Origin of the sequence: Nocardia sp. NPDC005978, assembly GCF_040614455.1 — a bacterium.
Taxonomy (GTDB): Bacteria; Actinomycetota; Actinomycetes; order Mycobacteriales; family Mycobacteriaceae; genus Nocardia.
In genome coordinates this window covers 1-16168 of record NZ_JBEXUS010000077.1, presented here as the reverse complement: position 1 = coordinate 16168, position 16168 = coordinate 1, and the positions used below count along the sequence as shown (strand labels likewise).

General features: G+C 69.4%; 14 protein-coding genes and 2 pseudogenes. 6 read left to right on the top strand and 10 right to left on the bottom strand.

Features of this window, described 5'->3' with window-relative positions:
• Nucleotides 1-51 precede the first annotated feature (51 nt).
• The 4 genes and pseudogenes from ABZ319_RS28215 to ABZ319_RS28200 all read right to left on the bottom strand — a co-directional run bounded on the left by ABZ319_RS28215 (nt 52) and on the right by ABZ319_RS28200 (nt 4269).
• Nucleotides 52-1722: an ABC transporter permease gene (locus ABZ319_RS28215; protein WP_354989522.1), complete on the bottom strand. Its 1671-nt coding sequence runs from the start codon at nt 1720-1722 to the stop codon at nt 52-54.
• Nucleotides 1723-1904: 182 nt separating this feature from the next.
• A pseudogene (locus ABZ319_RS28210) lies at nt 1905-2795 on the bottom strand (ABC transporter ATP-binding protein); the annotation flags it as partial.
• A 24-nt stretch (nt 2796-2819) separates the two neighbouring features.
• Nucleotides 2820-3473, bottom strand: coding sequence for a TetR family transcriptional regulator (locus ABZ319_RS28205; RefSeq protein ID WP_354989521.1), 654 nt, complete (start codon nt 3471-3473; stop codon nt 2820-2822).
• A 148-nt stretch (nt 3474-3621) separates the two neighbouring features.
• Nucleotides 3622-4269, bottom strand: a complete 648-nt coding sequence (locus ABZ319_RS28200) for an O-methyltransferase (RefSeq protein WP_354989520.1) — start codon at nt 4267-4269, stop codon at nt 3622-3624.
• A gap of 329 nt (nt 4270-4598) precedes the next feature.
• Here ABZ319_RS28200 and sigE point away from each other — a divergent pair.
• The 5 genes and pseudogenes from sigE to ABZ319_RS28175 form a co-directional block, all read left to right on the top strand.
• Nucleotides 4599-5174, top strand: a pseudogene (sigE, locus tag ABZ319_RS28195) (RNA polymerase sigma factor SigE); the annotation flags it as partial.
• A gap of 74 nt (nt 5175-5248) precedes the next feature.
• Entirely contained in the window at nt 5249-5635 is a 387-nt protein-coding gene (locus ABZ319_RS28190) for a hypothetical protein (protein ID WP_354989519.1), read from the top strand.
• Nucleotides 5636-5705: 70 nt separating this feature from the next.
• Entirely contained in the window at nt 5706-7226 is a 1521-nt protein-coding gene (locus ABZ319_RS28185) for a trypsin-like peptidase domain-containing protein (RefSeq protein WP_354989542.1), read from the top strand.
• Between the two features lie 70 nt (nt 7227-7296).
• Nucleotides 7297-7728 carry a Sec-independent protein translocase protein TatB gene (tatB, locus tag ABZ319_RS28180; RefSeq protein WP_354989518.1) on the top strand — a complete coding sequence of 144 codons (432 nt, stop codon included), beginning with the start codon at nt 7297-7299 and terminating at the stop codon, nt 7726-7728.
• A 59-nt stretch (nt 7729-7787) separates the two neighbouring features.
• Nucleotides 7788-8624: a hypothetical protein gene (locus ABZ319_RS28175; protein ID WP_354989517.1), complete on the top strand. Its 837-nt coding sequence runs from the start codon at nt 7788-7790 to the stop codon at nt 8622-8624.
• Between the two features lie 57 nt (nt 8625-8681).
• Here ABZ319_RS28175 and ABZ319_RS28170 read toward each other — a convergent pair whose 3' ends face one another.
• The 6 genes from ABZ319_RS28170 to dapE form a co-directional block, all read right to left on the bottom strand.
• A complete protein-coding gene (locus ABZ319_RS28170; RefSeq protein ID WP_354989516.1) occupies nt 8682-9611 on the bottom strand; it encodes a glucosyl-3-phosphoglycerate synthase in 930 nt (309 codons plus the stop codon).
• Nucleotides 9608-10480: a dihydropteroate synthase gene (gene folP / locus ABZ319_RS28165; RefSeq protein ID WP_354989515.1), complete on the bottom strand. Its 873-nt coding sequence runs from the start codon at nt 10478-10480 to the stop codon at nt 9608-9610. Before folP ends, ABZ319_RS28170 begins: the two co-directional genes overlap by 4 nt.
• A 126-nt stretch (nt 10481-10606) precedes the next feature.
• On the bottom strand, nt 10607-12376 hold the full coding sequence (locus ABZ319_RS28160) for a long-chain-acyl-CoA synthetase (protein ID WP_354989514.1): 1770 nt from the start codon (nt 12374-12376) through the stop codon (nt 10607-10609).
• Nucleotides 12377-12471: 95 nt separating this feature from the next.
• Nucleotides 12472-13047, bottom strand: coding sequence for a TIGR00730 family Rossman fold protein (locus tag ABZ319_RS28155; protein ID WP_354989513.1), 576 nt, complete (start codon nt 13045-13047; stop codon nt 12472-12474).
• Complete coding sequence (locus ABZ319_RS28150) at nt 13031-13825, bottom strand: TIGR00730 family Rossman fold protein (RefSeq protein WP_354989512.1); 795 nt, start codon at nt 13823-13825, stop codon at nt 13031-13033. The genes ABZ319_RS28155 and ABZ319_RS28150 overlap by 17 nt, the downstream gene beginning before the upstream one ends.
• A gap of 39 nt (nt 13826-13864) precedes the next feature.
• Entirely contained in the window at nt 13865-14968 is a 1104-nt protein-coding gene (gene dapE, locus ABZ319_RS28145) for a succinyl-diaminopimelate desuccinylase (protein ID WP_354989511.1), read from the bottom strand.
• A gap of 151 nt (nt 14969-15119) precedes the next feature.
• On the opposite strand from dapE, the gene dapD reads away from it, so the two are divergent.
• Nucleotides 15120-16076, top strand: coding sequence for a 2,3,4,5-tetrahydropyridine-2,6-dicarboxylate N-succinyltransferase (gene dapD / locus ABZ319_RS28140; RefSeq protein WP_354989510.1), 957 nt, complete (start codon nt 15120-15122; stop codon nt 16074-16076).
• Nucleotides 16077-16168: the final 92 nt, after the last annotated feature.

Below are 16168 nucleotides of genomic sequence, written 5' to 3'. Positions count from 1 at the left end.
CAACGGCCGGGCGTCGTGCTCGGGCGCTTGCGCATCCGAGCCGTAGGAGCGTCAGCGCAGGTCGCGGCGGCGGAAGCCGATCAGGCCCACGGTGATCAGGACCGCGGCGATGGCGAGCAGGATCAGCACCGGTGCGGGGTTGAACGCCGCGCCGGGGACCTTCGGGAGGTGCTCGAAGGGTTCCAGGTCCCGGAGCCACTGGGGGGCACCGGAAATCGCGCCGAGCAGGAACACCGCGACGGCGGCGGTCAGTACGCCCCAGGCGACGGGGGTCCAGCGGGGCGCCAGACCGAACAGGGCGACGGTGATCGCGGCGAAGATCCACACGGCGGGGAGTTGGATCAGGGCGGCGGCCAGGACATCGGGCAGTTTCGCGCCGATGTCGCCTGCGGCGCGGCCGTAGACCAGTCCGCCGAGCAGTCCGGCGACCAGCAACGCCACCGCCGGACCGCCCAGGGCGAACAGCAGATGCGATGCAGCCCAGCGGGTTCGGGAGACCGCGCCGGTGAGCAGTGTTTCGGTGTGCTGACCGCTCTCCTCGGAGTGCAGGCGCAGCGCCGCCGAGATCGAGTACGCCGCGGCCGCCACGCCGATCATGGTGAAGGCATAGGTGATCATCGAATTCTCCAGCGACGCGGAACCGCCCATGCGGGTGATCAGATCGCGAATGGCCTGGCTGCTGCCCAACTCGTCGCCGATGCCGTGCACGACGCTGCCGATGATCAACCCGTACAGGCCGAGTCCGGCGGTCCAGGCCACCAGCGTGCCGCGCTGCAAGCGCCACGCCAGTCCGAACGGACCATTCAGCCCGGGACCGGCGGCGGCCGCACCGGGCCGTTCGGCGATCAGTCCCGCGCCCAGATCCCGATGCCGCAGTAGCTGATACGCGATTCCCGTCAGGATCAGCACGGCCACCACGTGCAGTCCCAGCACGGCGAAGTGATCCCCGGCGAACGGCCGCACCTGCAGCGACCAGCCCTGCGGCGCGAGCCAGGTGAGCGGCCCGGCGGGCCCGTCCCCGGCCTGCGCGTCCCCGATGCCGCGCAGGGTGAAGGTGGCTCCGAGCACGCCGAGGGCGATGCCGCGGGCGAGCCGGGCGCCGGTGGTCAACTGGGCGCACACCGCGGCCACCGCCGCGAAGACCGCGCCCGAACCAGCCAGTGCCAGACCGAAAGCCAGCGATCCGGCGATATCCCCGTCGGTGCCGCGCAGGTCGCTGCCCGCGAGACTCGCGAAGCCGATGAGCCCGGTCAGCAGCGCCCCGCCGTAGGCGATCACCAGCGTCGCGGTGAGCCCCGCGAACCGCCCGACCCGGGTGGCGGCCACCAGTTCCCCGCGCCCGGTCTCCTCCTCGGCCCGGGTGTGCCGGATGACGGTGAGGATCGTGGCGATGCCGATGAGGCTGTAGAACATCCCCGCCTTCCACACCCCCACCGCGCCCAGGCTCGTGTTGTAAATCGGCCCGTACATGGCCAATTGGGCCGGGCTGGCCAGAATGGAGTCCGCGAACCCGGCCCGATCCGCGGCGCTCGGATACACCGAGGCGATGCTGTCGATGTACACGCTGCCCAGCGGCGCCGACAGCAGCAGCACCCACAGCGGCAGCACGACCCGGTCCCGCCTCAGGTACAGCCGCAGCAGCTGCCCGGTCCCGGTGAAATTCCCCGCACGGGAAGCAGTTTCGAGGCGATGCTGCCCCGGATGCGCTACAGCGGCGGTCATTTCGACACCTGATTCCGGCTGTCGGATGCGGTGTCGTCGGCGGCGTCGGGACGACCGGCCAGCACCGCGGCGTTTCCGGTACCCGCGGCCGTCGCCGCACCGCTGCCCGCGCCCACGGCAGCGGCTTCGCGGTTGCGAATCCCCGCGGCCGTGCCGTTGCCCGTGTCCGCGTCCTCCCCGTTGATCGAATAGTGCCGCAGGAACAGCTCTTCCAGCGTCGGGGGCTGGCTCACCAGGCTGCGCACCCCGGCATCACCGAGCACGCGGATCAGCTCGCCGAGGTGTTCGCTGTCGACCTGCAGGTGCACCGTGTGATCCTCGACCGTCACGTCGGCGACCCCGGGCAGGTGGCTGAGATCGCCCGGGTCCCCGGTCATTTCGGCGGTGATGGAGGTCCGGCTCAGGTGCCGCATCTGGGCCAGGGTGCCGGACTCGACGGTCTTGCCCGCCCGGATGATGGTGACCCGCCGGCACAGCGCCTCGACCTCGGACAGGATGTGGCTGGACAGCAGGACGGTGCAGCCGCGTTCGGACGCCTCGCGCACGCATTCGCGGAAGGTCTGTTCCATCAGCGGATCCAGCCCGGAGGTGGGTTCGTCCAGCAGCAGCAGTTTCGCGTGCGAGGAGAAGGCCGAGACCAGCGCCACCTTCTGCCGGTTGCCCTTGGAGTAGGTGCGCGCTTTCTTCTTCGGGTCGAGTTCGAACCGCTCGATGAGTTCGGCCCGCCGCCCCTGATCGAGTCCACCGCGCATGCGGGCCAGCAGGTCGATGGTCTCCCCGCCCGAGAGCGATGGCCACAGCGTGACATCGCCGGGCACGTAGGCGATGTCGCGGTGCAGCGCGACCGCGTCGGTCCACGGGTCGCGCCCGAGCACCTGCGCGGTGCCGGAGGTGCGGGCGAGAATGCCGAGCAACACGCGAATGGTGGTGGATTTCCCGGCGCCGTTGGGCCCCAGGAAGCCGTGGACCTCGCCGGTTTCGACCTCGAGGTCGAGGCCGTCCAGGGCGTGTACCCGTCCGAAGTGCTTGTGCAGGTCCCGGACGGTGATGGCCGGTTGTGCCGGACTGTTCATCGAATCTCCTAGGCGGAAAACGATTTATGGGTTCTCTTGGGTGTTCCCGTGCTGCTGCTGGGTCAGCGTGTCCAGCATCATCGAGTCGGTCAGCAGGCCGTGGGTGAGGATTTCCAGCGCCGGCAGCATCATGCGATCGGCGTACTCGCGCAGGGCTTTCCGGTAATCGACGCGACTCTCGTGGGTGGCCGCGTACAGCTGCAGGAACATGATGATCCCGCCGCCGTTGGTGATGGCGAAGTATTTCGCCATGGCCGGCAGATCCCTGGGCGCGCGCAGGGTTCCGGCGGCGATGCCCGCCGCGAGGTAGCCCTGGATGTCCTCGACCATGTGGTCGAAGAACACCGTCATGAGCGATCCGCCCGCCTGCAGGCTGCGCAGCAGATACGCCAGATACGGTGCGAAATCCTCGATCTCGGCCATCTGCGCCAGCAACCCGTTGGACGAGGGCCGCTCGAGCGATTCGAGCTTGGCCGCCCGGATCACCTCGCGCACCCGGTCGTCGCAGGCTTCCCGCAGGCCGTCCTTGGACCCGAAGTGATGATTCACCAGTCCGGGGGAGACACCGGCCGCGGCCGCGATGGCGCGCACCCCCACCCCGAACCCCTCTTCCCCGAACACGGTGATCGCGGCGTCGCGAATCCGGGCCCGGGTGCTCAAATCATCGGTTGAACGCACGTTCAATAGATTAAACACGCGTTCAATACCCTGGCAAGAGCTCTCCCCCGCAAAGTTCGCAGAATTCCGAAAGCCCAGCTCAGCTGGGCTACAGCAGCCGTTCCCGTCCGACGCCCAGCGCCCTACCCGCGCGACAGCGCGGCGGCCTTCACCCGCGCGACGCGCAGAGCAGCCCATCCCCCACCGGGATGAGCACGCTCGTCAACCGCGGATCCTCCGCGATGGCCCGGGTCGCCGCCCGCACCGCCTGGGTCTGCGGATCACGCTGCGCCGGATCGGGCACGCGCCCGCCCAGCAGCGCGTTGTGCAGCAGGATCGCCCCGCCCTCGCGGAGTAATCGCACCGCCTGATCCACGTATTGCGGGTGCTCCAGCGGCGCGGCGTCGATGAAGACCAGGTCGTAGGCCCCATCGGCCAAGCGCGGCAGCACATCCAGCGCCCGGCCGTTGATCAGCCGGGTGCGCGCGGGGGTGATGTCCGCGGATTTGAACGCCTCGCGCGCGGCGCGCTGATGTTCGGGTTCGGAGTCGATCGTGGTGAGCGTGCCGTCCTCGCGCATGCCGTCCAGCAGCCACAGCCCGCTGACGCCGGCGCCGGTGCCGACCTCCACCACGGCGCGCGCGCCGAGCAGCTGGGCGTACATGCTGAGCAGTGCCCCCACCGACGGGGGCACGGGCGCGGCCCCCAATTCGAGGGCGCGTTCGCGCGCGGAAACGAGAATCTCGTCCTCTGCGACGGATTCCTCCACGTAGGCGAGGTTGCGCTGCAGGTTCGATGCCGCCGGAGTCTGACTCACGGGTATGAGGCTAATGGCGCGGGGGCGGTATCGCGTGGCGGTGACCGGCCGGTGTGGCGATTTTTCTCAGGTGTCCCTCAGCCTGCGCATACGGCTGCCACATCAGGACCGGCAAGAGTATTGCCTACGCCAGGCCAGCGACCGGCGGCCCGGCCCCGGGAACAACCTGACCCACCAGGTCGGTTGCAAGGGGGACGAAGCCCCGGTCCCGAGTAGGAGGTACTCCCATCCACATGGTCGACGAGGCGCGTGACTCCGCCGGACTGCTCCCGCAATCCTTCGAGCCGAACACCGAGCTGCCGCAGGACGGCGAGCCGGATCCCGCACTGCTGTCCGGAACGGCCGCTTTCGATGCCACCGGCGATCGCCACAAGATGCCGACCTGGGACGAGCTGGTCCGGGAACACGCCGACCGCGTGTACCGCCTGGCTTATCGCCTGACCGGTGACCCGCAGGACGCCGAGGACCTGACCCAGGAGACGTTCATCCGGGTCTTCCGCTCGCTGTCCCACTACCAGCCCGGCACCTTCGAGGGCTGGCTGCATCGCATCACCACGAACCTGTTCCTGGACATGGTGCGCAGACGCAACCGCATTCGCATGGAGGCGCTGCCCGAGGACTACGACCGCGTCCCCTCCGAGGGCCCGGGTCCCGAGCAGCTCTATCACGACGCCAACCTCGATCCCGACCTCCAGGCGGCGCTCGACTCGCTGGCCCCGGAATTCCGCGCGGCGGTCGTGCTGTGTGACATCGAAGGTCTGTCCTACGAGGAGATCGGCGCCACGCTCGGCGTCAAACTGGGTACCGTGCGCAGCCGCATCCACCGAGGACGTCAGGCACTGCGCGAGCACCTCGAGCATAATGGGGTGGAGCGGCGGAACGCCGCCACCGAGAAGGTCGGGTAAGGCGCGGTTCCAGCACCTCGCGCGCCGGCTTTTCGCGTGCAGCCGAGGTGGTCCTTCCGAAAGGTGTGCAGCTTATGAGTGGGCCGGACAGAACGCCGCGTCGTCCACCTCGTTTCGCCCCCACCGAGCATCTGGCCACGGAGGCCATCGCCGCCTATGTCGACGGCGAACTGCGGATGAACGCGTATCTGCGTGCCGCTCATCATCTTTCCGTGTGCCGCGAATGCGCCGTCGAGGTCGAGTCGCAGCAGCAGGCGCGCAACGCCCTGCAGCAGTCGACGCAGATCTCCGCGCCCCTGCGGTTGCACGACACTCTGAGTCGTATCCCTTTGTCCGAACTGCCCGGCGCGGAACACCCGCCGATCACGGACCGCAATATGCTCGCTCCCGGCGCGAGTTCCTTCGGGCTGCGCCAAGATTCGTTCGACAGCAGACGGTGGACAAGCTGGTGGCGCAAGTAGAGTTCATCGGGTGACCACCGAATCGAAGAACACGGGCCCGGTTCCGGGTGAGGGGCCCGCGGCGGACAACCTGTCGCGATCTGCGCAGGCTTCGGATTCGGCGGCCGATCGGGGGAACCTGAGGCCGTCGGACGCACCGGTCCTGGGGCCGCGGCCGGTTTATCGGCCGCACGTCGACAATCACACCGCGCACGCCTTCCGCCGCCCGAGTGGGCAGAACGGTTCGTTCTCACCGCGCTCGGCGGCCGCCGCGGTGGCGGGGGCCGCCACCGACGGCCCGCAGGTGCAGAATCGCCCGCCGGACTCGGTGCTGGCCGAGGCGTTCGGCCGCCCGGAGGGTTCGGACGAACTGCTGCAGCGCGATCCCGAGGCGCAGCACGACGACAACGAGCCGGCCGCGCCCGCGGATCCGTGGCGCGATCCGGCGTCCGCCGCCCGGCTGGGCTCCCCGGCCGTGGCCACGGCTCGCCCGGCGCCGCTGCCGGAGGGCCGCAAACTCAGTGCCCGCGACGTGCTCTTCGGCGGGCAGGCCTCGGGCCGCGCGCTGGCGACGCTGGCCGCCATCGCCCTGGTGATCGGCTTGGCGGGCGGCGCGATCGGCGCGCTCACCTCCGATTCCACCTCGGCGCTGACCTCGCGCAAGGTCGAATTGCAGTCCGCGCCGGGCAATGACGAGCCGCACGGGCAGATCACCAAGGTCGTGGACGCCGTGATGCCCTCGGTCGTGACGGTGCGCGCCTGGGTGGGCGACAGCGGTTCGTCCGGTTCGGGCGTGGTCATCAGCGGCGAGGGCTACATCGTCACCAACAATCACGTCGTGTCGCTGGCCGCCAACGACAAGAGCGGCAAGGCCCAGTTGCAGGTCGTGTTCTCCGACGGCACCCGGGTGCCGACCTCGATCGTGGGCCGCGACACCAAGTCCGATCTGGCGGTGCTCAAGGTCGATGTGAAGAACCTGTCGGTGATTCAGCTCGGCAATTCCGCGGACGTGCAGGTCGGTGACGACGTGCTCGCGCTGGGTTCGCCGCTGGGCCTGGAGAAGACCGTCACCTCCGGCATCGTCTCGGCGCTGCATCGGCCGGTGAAGGTCGGCGGCGAGGGCACCGACACGAACGCCACCCTGGACGCCGTGCAGACCGACGCCGCCATCAACCACGGCAACTCCGGTGGCGCGCTGGTGGACATGCAGGGCCGGTTGATCGGCATCAACACCGCGATCAAGTCCGAGAGCGGCGGTTCGGTGGGTCTGGGTTTCGCCATTCCGGTGGATCAGGTCAAGCGGATCTCGCAGGCGCTCATCCAGACCGGCAAGGTGAATCATCCGAGGCTGGGCGTGAGCGCCAAGACCAAGATCGTCGCCAATGACGTCATGAGCGGTGCGGCGGTGGCCGATGTGCAGGCCGGCGGTCCGGCGGCCAAGGCGGGCATCGTCGAGGGCGATGTCATCGTCAAGGTGGGTGACCGCGAGGTCACCGGCCCGGAGGAGCTGACCGTGGCCGTGCAGTCCCACGAGATCGGGCAGACGGTGAACGTGCGCCTGATCCGCGACGGGCGCGAGGTCGACGTTCCGGTCACCTTGGAATCGGACTGAGGCTTCGATAGTGGTCGAGTGCACGTGCGGCGGGCGGGCGTTCATATTCGGGCACGGGTAGCCTGAACCCGTGTTCAGCAATGTCAGCTGGGGCGAGATGCTCGTATTGCTCGTCGCCGCACTCGTGATTCTCGGCCCGGAGCGTCTGCCCGGGGCGATGCGCTGGACTACCAAGTCGCTGCGGCAGGTCCGCGATTACGCGACCGGGGCGACCCAGCAGCTCAAGCAGGAACTTGGCCCGGAGTTCGACGAACTGCGCAAGCCGCTCGAGCAACTCAACGAATTGCGCGGAATGAATCCGCGCTCGATGGTGACCAAACATCTTCTCGACGGCGACGATTCATTTCTGACGAAGGCCTTCGAGCCGCCGTCCTTCGACAAGCCGTCGTTCGACAAGCCGACCAGCGCCACCACCAGCGGTTTCGGCGAGTACGGCATGCCGAAGCAGCAGAAACCGCTGGAGCGCAACGAACGTCCGCCGCTCGATCCGGACGCCACCTGAGATCTCCGGCGTCAACCGGACTAGACACCTGCGGCTGTTCAGGTATCTAGACTGCGCACATGTCAGCCGACGAGGTGGCACGGGTGTTCGCGATCGAAGACAAGGTCGAGCGACTCAAAGCCGCCACCGACGGAGTCGCGGCCGCGCAGCAGCAGATAAACGAGTTGACGCGCATACGCCGCGCCGTGATCCGCGAACTACATGCCGAGGGCTGGACGTTCGCCAGAATCGGTGCGGCCGCCGGACTTTCCCGCGCCCGCATTCATCAGGTCAGCACCCAGGGGCCGGTACCGGAGGGTCTGTTCTTCGGGCACGGGCCACTCACCATCCTCACCCCGGACGTGCGCAGCAACACCCGCTCGCTCGCTCTGGTCGGAGCCCCCGACGCCGCCGCGCCGCATCGCCTGGTGGAGTTGCTACGCGAGCTGGGGTTCACCGCGGCCGTGCAGCGCTTCCTACCGGGCAGACCCCTGGATCTGGATCGCGACGGCCTGATCGTGCTGGGCGGGCCCGAGCTGTCGCCCAGCCTGCGCTACCTGGTGGCCGCCGATCCGCGCCTGCGCCGCACGGTTGCCCGCGCCGGGCGCATTCGCCGCGGCATCGAGGATCGCGCGGCCCGGCGCGTGTACCGCCCCGGCGGCACCGAACCGTACGACATCGCCTACCTGGCCCGCCTGCCCCGCCCCGACGGCAAGGGCACGGTGCTGGTGATCGACGGCCTGCACCCGCCAGCTTCCCTGGGCGCGATTCGACTGCTCGCCACGCGACTGGCGACCCTGCACGAACGCGCTGCGACGCATCCGTTCTCGGCCGTGGTGGGTGTGCGCTACGACCGCTCGACGGGCGAGCCCATCGAAGCCGATCTGCTGACCCCGATCTACCGTCACGACCGCTGACAGCGGTCCCCGGCCACACCGATCCGGCCACCTGCCGCGCGAACGAGGTCGCGCGGGTCAGGCCGCGGCCCACTCCGGGCGCAGGGTGTTCATCGGCGGGCGATCCGCCAGCGAGACCTCGGTGGCCTGCGCCGTGAATTCGCCGTCCACGAGCGGGAATTGCGTGAGCGCGGCACCCGAGTCCGCGACGCCCGCGCGGCCCAGCATCGTGCCCAGGATCTGCCGGCTCATCACCCCGAGTTCGGACAGCGGGCGGTTGCGGTGCTGGCGCACACCGAGATTCACCTGTCCGATGGCGCTGAGCCCGAGCATGTCGTGGGTGTCCATGAGCAGCCCGATCTCCACGCCGTAGCCGGGCGCGAACGGCACCGCCGTGAGCAGTTCGCGGGTGCCCGCGTACTCACCGCCCAAGGGCTGCAGCACATTCGACAGCGCCGGGCGCAGCGCGGCGAGCAGCGGCCGGGCCACCAGCTCGGTGACGCGCCCGCCGCCGTTGTCGTCGACGGTCGCGCCCTGGCGCAGCGGTCGCCGGTAGTACGCCTTGACCAGGTGCATGCCCTCGACCGTGAGCAGCGGGCCGAGCAGTTTGGGCACGAACATGGGGTCGGGGTCGATCAGGTCGGAGTCCACGAAGGCGATCAGGTCGCCGGTGGTCACCGCGAGCGAGCGCCACAGCACTTCGCCCTTGCCCGGAACCGGCTCGAGTTCGGGGACGGCCTGCTCGCGGGTGACGACGCGGGCTCCGGCGGCCTGTGCGCGCTCGGCGGTGGCGTCGGTGGAGCCGGAGTCCAGCACGACGAGTTCGTCCACGAGCGTGCCGAGCAGGGGCCGAATGCTGGCCACCACGGTCGCGACCGTGGCTTCCTCGTTCAGCGCGGGGAGCACCACCGAGACGGTGCGGTCGCCCTTGGCGGCCACGAGATCCTCGACGGTCCATTCGGGCTGATCCCAGCTGTTGCTGGTGGCCCAATCCTGCTTCTTGCTCATGCCAGCCCCCTCAGGGTTCTGGCCGGTGGCCGGTGGCCCTGGATCGCGGCGATCATGTCCACGACCCGGCGGGTGGCCCCGACCTCGTGCACTCGGAAGACGCGGGCGCCCGCCGCGGCGGACCATGCGGTCGCTGCCAATGTGCCCTCCAATCGCTCGGACAAGCCGACACCAAGAGTCTCTCCGATGAAATCCTTATTGCTCAGCGCCATCAAGACCGGCCACCCGGTATTCACAAGAACGTCCACGGCCCGCAACAATTCGAGCCCGTGATAGGTGTTCTTGCCGAAATCATGGGTGGGGTCGATGAGGATCGAGTCCTTGGCGACCCCCGCCGCCACCGCGTTCTCCGCCGCGGCGACCACGGTCTCGGTGACCTCGGCCACCACGTCGGCGTACCGCACCCGGTGCGGGCGGGTGCGCGGGATCGCACCGCCGGTGTGGCTGCACACGATTCCCACCCTGAGTTCGGCGGCCACCCCGACCAGGTCCGGATCCGCCCCCGACCAGGTGTCGTTGATGAGGTTCGCGCCCTCGGCCACGGCCGCGCGGGCGACATCGGCCCGCCAGGTGTCGACGCTGATCAGCAGGTCGGGATAGCGCGCGCGGATGGCCGCGACGAACGGCACCACGCGGCGCGCTTCCTCGGCGGCGTCCACGGTGCTGCCCGGCCCGGCCTTGACCCCGCCGATGTCGACCAGATCCGCACCCTCGGTGACGGCCCGTTCGACCGCGCCCATGGCGGCTTTGTCGGTGAAGGTCGCGCCGCGGTCATAGAACGAGTCCGGCGTCCGGTTCACGATCGCCATCACCAGCGCCCGATCCGTCGCCACCGGCTTCCCGCACAACGTCGGCAACGGCGCACACATGGGCTCCAATGTACCGACCCCTGTGCCGTCTGATTTGTCTGCCTCCGCCTCTTTCCAGGCGGCTCCCGGCCAGGTCGGCCCGCGCGGCCGCGAGGACCCGTCACCCGGCCGCCCGGCACGCGTGGCTCAGTTGCCCGGTGCACGCCCCGCGGCCACTTCGGCGGCGTAGTCCGCGTACGCCGGGACGTAGCCGTCGGCCCGGTTCGCCAGGACGTACAGGGCGCTGTGATCGTCGGGCGCGTAACCCTGTTTGCGCAGTTCGACCTTGCGACTCTTGAAGGTGGAGGTCTGTTCGAGTTCGGGCACCACGCGCAGGAACAGCGGGACGGCGTAGGCGGGGAGTCGGTCGTAGAGCGCCGCGGCCGCGGCCCGGCCGTCCAGGGTCGCGCCGTCGGCGAGGGTCACCGCCGCCATGCCGGCTTTGCCGTCCGCGCCGGGGATGTCCACGCCGTAGACCACGGCCTGGGTGATGGCCTCGATGCCGGTGAAGCCGCCCTCGACCTGCGTGGTGGCCACGTTCTCACCCTTCCAGCGGAAGGTGTCGCCGAGCCGGTCCACGAAGGCGATATGTCCCCAGCGCTGGTCGCGCACGAGGTCGCCGGTGTCGAACCAGCAGTCGCCCCTGGCGAATCCGTCGCGCACGAGCTTGGATTCGGTGGCGGCGTCGTCGGTGTAGCCGTCGAAGGGGGACCGGTCGGTGACCTTGGCCAGCAGCAGCCCGACACCGCCCGCGCGCACCCGGCGCAGCTTCCCGTCCTTGCCGCGCAGCGCTTTTCCGGTGGCCTCGTCGTACTCGACGATGGCGAAGGGCAGCGGGGTGAAGCCCGCGGTCTTGTCGATGCCGAAGGCGTTGATGAACGCGACGTTGCCCTCGCTCGCGCCGTAGAACTCCACGATTCGCTTGATGCCGAAGCGTTTCCGGAACTCGTCCCAGATCTCGGGGCGCAGTCCGTTGCCGACCGCGAGCCGGACCCGGTGCGCGCGATCGGTGCGCCGGGCGGGCTGATTGAGCAGATACCGGCACAGTTCGCCGATGTAGATCACCGCCGTGGACCGGGTCGCGATGACCTCGTCCCAGAAGCGCGAGGCCGAGAACTTGCGTCCCAGTGCGAAAGTCGAGCCGCCGGCCACCACCGCGGACAGGGCGACCGTCAGCGCGTTGTTGTGATAGAGCGGCAGGCAGCAGTAGAGCGTGTCGTCCCCGCGCAGCCGGACGCCGAACCCGCCGAGTCCGGCCATGCCCTTGGTCCAGCGCAGGTGGGTCATGACGCTGGCCTTGGGCAGCCCGGTGGTGCCGGAGGTGAAGATCAGATAGGCGCGCTCGCCCGCCGTGATCTTCTCGCACACAGCGGGATCGCGGTCGTCGGCGGCGCGCGCGGCGGCCTCCAGTTCACCCGACCACAGCACCCCGGGGCGCGGTGCGGCGAGGCTGTCCAGCGCCTCGGCGCACTCCTCCCCCGCCACGTCCAGCACCGAGTTCAGCAGCTCGAAACTGTGCTGCAGCACGTGGTCTCGCTGATTGTGATTGAGCAGCCCGGCGGTGGCCCCGAGTTTGACCACGGCGAGCGCGGTGAACAGCGTCTCGGGGCGGTTCGTCATGAGCACGCCGACCACGTCGCCCCGGCGCACCCCGCGCGCGGTGAGCACGGCGGCGTACCGGTTCACCTCGGCATTGGCTTCGCCCCACAGGTATTCGCGGCCCTCGAAGCGCAGGAACGGCCGGCCCGGATGCTTGGCCGCGGCCCGCTGGAAGAACAACCCGATCGACGCCTCGGACTTCGAGTTCACCAGCATGTGCCGCGCGGTGCGCAGCATCCCCGGCGTCTCGGCCGCCATCCCGGGCAGGCGGCGCGCCAGCTCCAACAGCCCCACCGTCGATCGGACATCGGTACTCACGTGGCCTGCTCCTTCACCGCGGCATTCGGTCGATGTGCGCCGCGACACACCTCCGCGCCTACCTTACCGATGAGTAAGGAGTTGTCGAGGGGCGCTCAGGGTTCGAGGGCGGTGAAGGCCAGGTCGAAGTCCGCGGTGACCGTGACCCGGTTGATGGCCTCGTCCCCGGCGAAGCCGCGTGCGCGCAGCTCCTCGAGCCAGGTGAACAGGCCGCCGTAGTGACCGTCCGGATCCAGCACCACCACCGGTTTGTCGTGCATGCCGAGGTATCCGCCGGTCCAGGTCTCGAAGAGTTCCTCGAGGGTGCCGATACCGCCGGGCAGGGTGAGGAACGCGTCGGCGCGTTCGTCCATCACCTGTTTGCGCTCGCGCATGGTGTCGGTGACGATCAGCTCGTCCGACTCCACGTCGGCCATCTCCTTGTGCACCAGGCGTTTCGGGATGACCCCGATGGTGCGCGCGCCGGCGTCGCGGGCCGCGGTGGCGACCGCGCCCATCATCGAGACGTGTCCGCCGCCGGAGACCAATTGCCAACCGCGGCGGCCGATTTCGGCGCCGACCGCGCGGGCCAGCTCGAGGGCGGCCGGATCGGTGACGCTGGCCGAGCAGTAGACGCAGACGGCGTAGGACTCGGCAGTCGACTTCGGGGCCGGCTCAGCGTTCGAACTCATCGTCGGCCCCTTCGCCCTCGGCGTCGAGTTCGGCGCGCTCGCGCGCGGCCTCGCTCACGATGCGCACGACCTCGTCCACGCTGTCGGTGATGTGCAGCAGGCGCAGATCACCGGGTGCGATCTTGGCCGAGCCGAGCAGTGAGTCGCGCAGCCAATCCACCAGTCCCGCCCAGTATTTGGTGCCGAACAGGATGATGGGGAATTGGTTGACCTTGCGGGTCTGCACCAGGGTGAGCGCCTCGAAGAGTTCGTCCAGGGTGCCGAAACCGCCAGGCAGGCAGACGAAAGCCTGCGAGTACTTCACGAACATGGTCTTGCGCGCGAAGAAGTACCGGAAATTGATGCCGAGGTCGACCCACTCGTTGAGGCCCTGTTCGAACGGCAGCTCGATGCCGAGGCCGATGGAGTAGCCGCCCGCTTCGGACGCACCGCGGTTGGCGGCTTCCATCGCGCCCGGCCCGCCGCCGGTGATCACCGCGAATCCGGCCCGCGCGAGCGCGCCGCCGATGGCGATGCCCGCCTGGTATTCCGGGGAGTCGGCCGGGGTGCGCGCGGAGCCGAAGACCGAGACCGCGCGCGGCACCTCCGCCAAAGCGCCGAAGCCCTCGACGAATTCGGCCTGGATGCGCAGCACCCGCCACGGGTCGGTGTGCACCCAGTCGCACGGTCCCCGTTCGTCCAGCAAATGCTGATCGGTGGTCCCGATGCCCTTCTTCCGGTCACGTCGCAGCATTATCGGCCCGCGATACCGCGGCGTCTTGGCACCCTCAGCAGACATGCAGCCAAGGTTATCCGCACCGGTCGCGGCGCGGAGGCGTCAGTCCTTTTCGCCCAGCAGGTAGCTGCGCAGCATCGAGGCGACCTGGGTGATCTGTTCCACCGGCAGGTGCTCGTCGCGCTTGTGCGCGAGGTTCGGGTCGCCGGGGCCGAAGTTCACCGCGGGGATGCCGCGGGCGGCGAAGCGCGAGACGTCGGTCCAGCCGTACTTGGCGCGCACGCCCCCGCTGCCGTGCGCGTGCACGATGTCGATGAGGTCCTTGGCGGCGGGCGCGGCCAGGCCGGGCAGCGCGCCGGGCGCCCCGTCGGTGCGCTCGAAGTCCAGTTCCAGACCCGCGAAGACCTCGCGGACGTGCTCGGTGGCCTGGTCCAGGGTGCGGTCGGGGGCGAAGCGGAAGTTCACGTCGACCTCGGCCACGTCGGGCACCACGTTGCCCGCGACGCCGCCGGACACCCGCACCGCGGACAGACCCTCGCGGTAGACGCACCCGTCGATCTCGACCTCGCGCGCGGTGTAGTTCGAGAGACGTTCGAGGATGGGCGCGAGCCGGTGAATGGCGTTGTCGCCCAGCCAGGCTCGTGCGGTGTGCGCGCGCACGCCGGAGGTGGTGAGCCGCACGCGCAGCGTGCCCTGGCAGCCGGCTTCGACCCAGCCGCCGGACGGCTCGCCGAGAATGGCGAGGTCGCCCTCGAGCCATTCGGGCAGTTCTCGCTCGATCTTGCCGAGCCCGTTGAACTCGGCGGCGATCTCCTCGGCGTCGTAGAAGATCAGGGTCAGGTCGTGCACCGGCTCGGCCACGGTGGCGGCCAGGTGCAGGAAGACGGCGTCGCCGGATTTCATGTCGACCGTGCCGCAGCCGAACAGCAGTCGCTGCCCGCCCGGGCCGAGTTCGAAGCGGCTCGGCACGTTGTCGGCGATGGGCACGGTGTCCAGGTGCCCGGCGAGGATGACGCGGGTGGGCAGGCCGCGGTTGGTGCGCGCGAGCACGGTGTTGCCGTGGCGCAGAATCTCGAATCCGGTGGTCTGCTCGCGCAGGGCCTTCTCGACGATGTCGGCGATGAGCGCCTCGTCCTTGGACACGCTCGGGATATCCACCAGAGCCGCGGTCAGGGCGATGGGGTCAGCGCTGAGATCGATGGTCACCCGCCCACCCTAGGCGAGCGGTAATGCCGGTTCACTTCATCGCCACGGCCTTGGCACAAAAGGACTGTGTCTGTTTTGTCTCACTGTTTTGGTGTCCGCGCGGCGGAGGAGGTTCGGACAAGCGAAATCCCGGCCGGTAACCTGGACAGCCGTGAGCACTCAGGGAGCACAAGCAGTCGGCCTCGCCAGCATCACCGTCAACGGCACGGTACTCGACACCTGGTACCCGTACCCGGCGTTGGGCGAATTCGCCGAGACCGGTTCGGTCCGCCTGGATGCCTCCGATGTCGAGTACGCCAAGTTCGCCGACGTCGTCGGCCCCGACGAGGCCCGCCGGGTCGAGGTCGTGGTGGTGCGCACCACGATCGCCGATCTGGACGCCGCGCCCGTCGACACGCACGACGCGTTCCTGCGCCTGCACCTGCTCTCGCACCGACTGGTCCGCCCGCACGGCCTGAGCCTGGACGGCATCTTCGGCCTGCTCGCGAACGTGGCCTGGACCAACCACGGCCCGTGCTCGCTCGAGGAGCTGGAGCTGACCCGCCTGAAGCTGCGCGCTCGCGGCCCGGTCACCGTCTACAGCGTCGACAAGTTCCCGCGCCTGGTGGACTACGTCGTCCCCTCGGGCGTGCGCATCGCCGACGCCGACCGCGTGCGCCTGGGCGCGCACCTGGCCTCGGGCACCACGGTCATGCACGAGGGCTTCGTGAACTTCAACGCCGGCACGCTCGGCAATTCCATGGTCGAGGGCCGCATCTCGGCCGGTGTGCTGGTCGGCGACGGCTCCGACGTCGGCGGCGGCGCGTCGATCATGGGCACCCTGTCCGGCGGCGGCAAGCAGGTCATCTCGCTCGGCGAGCGCTGCCTGCTGGGCGCGAACTCGGGCCTGGGCATCTCGCTCGGCGACGACTGCGTGGTCGAGGCGGGTCTGTACGTCACCGCGGGCACCAAGGTCACGCTGCCGGACGGCGCTGTCATCAAGGCCGCCGAGCTGAGCGGCAAGTCCAATCTGCTGTTCCGCCGCAATTCGGTGACCGGCGCGGTCGAGGTCGTGGCCAAGAAGGGCACCGGCATCGAGCTGAACGCGGCACTGCACGCGAACGACTGATCTCCGGGCGGGCGGATCAGATCGACCAGCTGTTCGGCGATGCTGTCCGGGTCGAGCTCGCGATAGAAGTCCGCCATGCTGCCGAGCTAGGA

Coding starts and splice junctions, on each gene's coding strand:
- ABZ319_RS28150 (WP_354989512.1), bottom strand. CDS start 13,825: ATGTCTGCTGAGGGTGCCAAGACGCCGCGGTATCGCGGGCCGATAATG.
- folP (WP_354989515.1), bottom strand. CDS start 10,480: ATGTGTGCGCCGTTGCCGACGTTGTGCGGGAAGCCGGTGGCGACGGAT.
- ABZ319_RS28215 (WP_354989522.1), bottom strand. CDS start 1,722: ATGACCGCCGCTGTAGCGCATCCGGGGCAGCATCGCCTCGAAACTGCT.
- ABZ319_RS28170 (WP_354989516.1), bottom strand. CDS start 9,611: ATGAGCAAGAAGCAGGATTGGGCCACCAGCAACAGCTGGGATCAGCCC.
- ABZ319_RS28155 (WP_354989513.1), bottom strand. CDS start 13,047: ATGAGTTCGAACGCTGAGCCGGCCCCGAAGTCGACTGCCGAGTCCTAC.
- ABZ319_RS28190 (WP_354989519.1), top strand. CDS start 5,249: ATGAGTGGGCCGGACAGAACGCCGCGTCGTCCACCTCGTTTCGCCCCC.
- ABZ319_RS28175 (WP_354989517.1), top strand. CDS start 7,788: ATGTCAGCCGACGAGGTGGCACGGGTGTTCGCGATCGAAGACAAGGTC.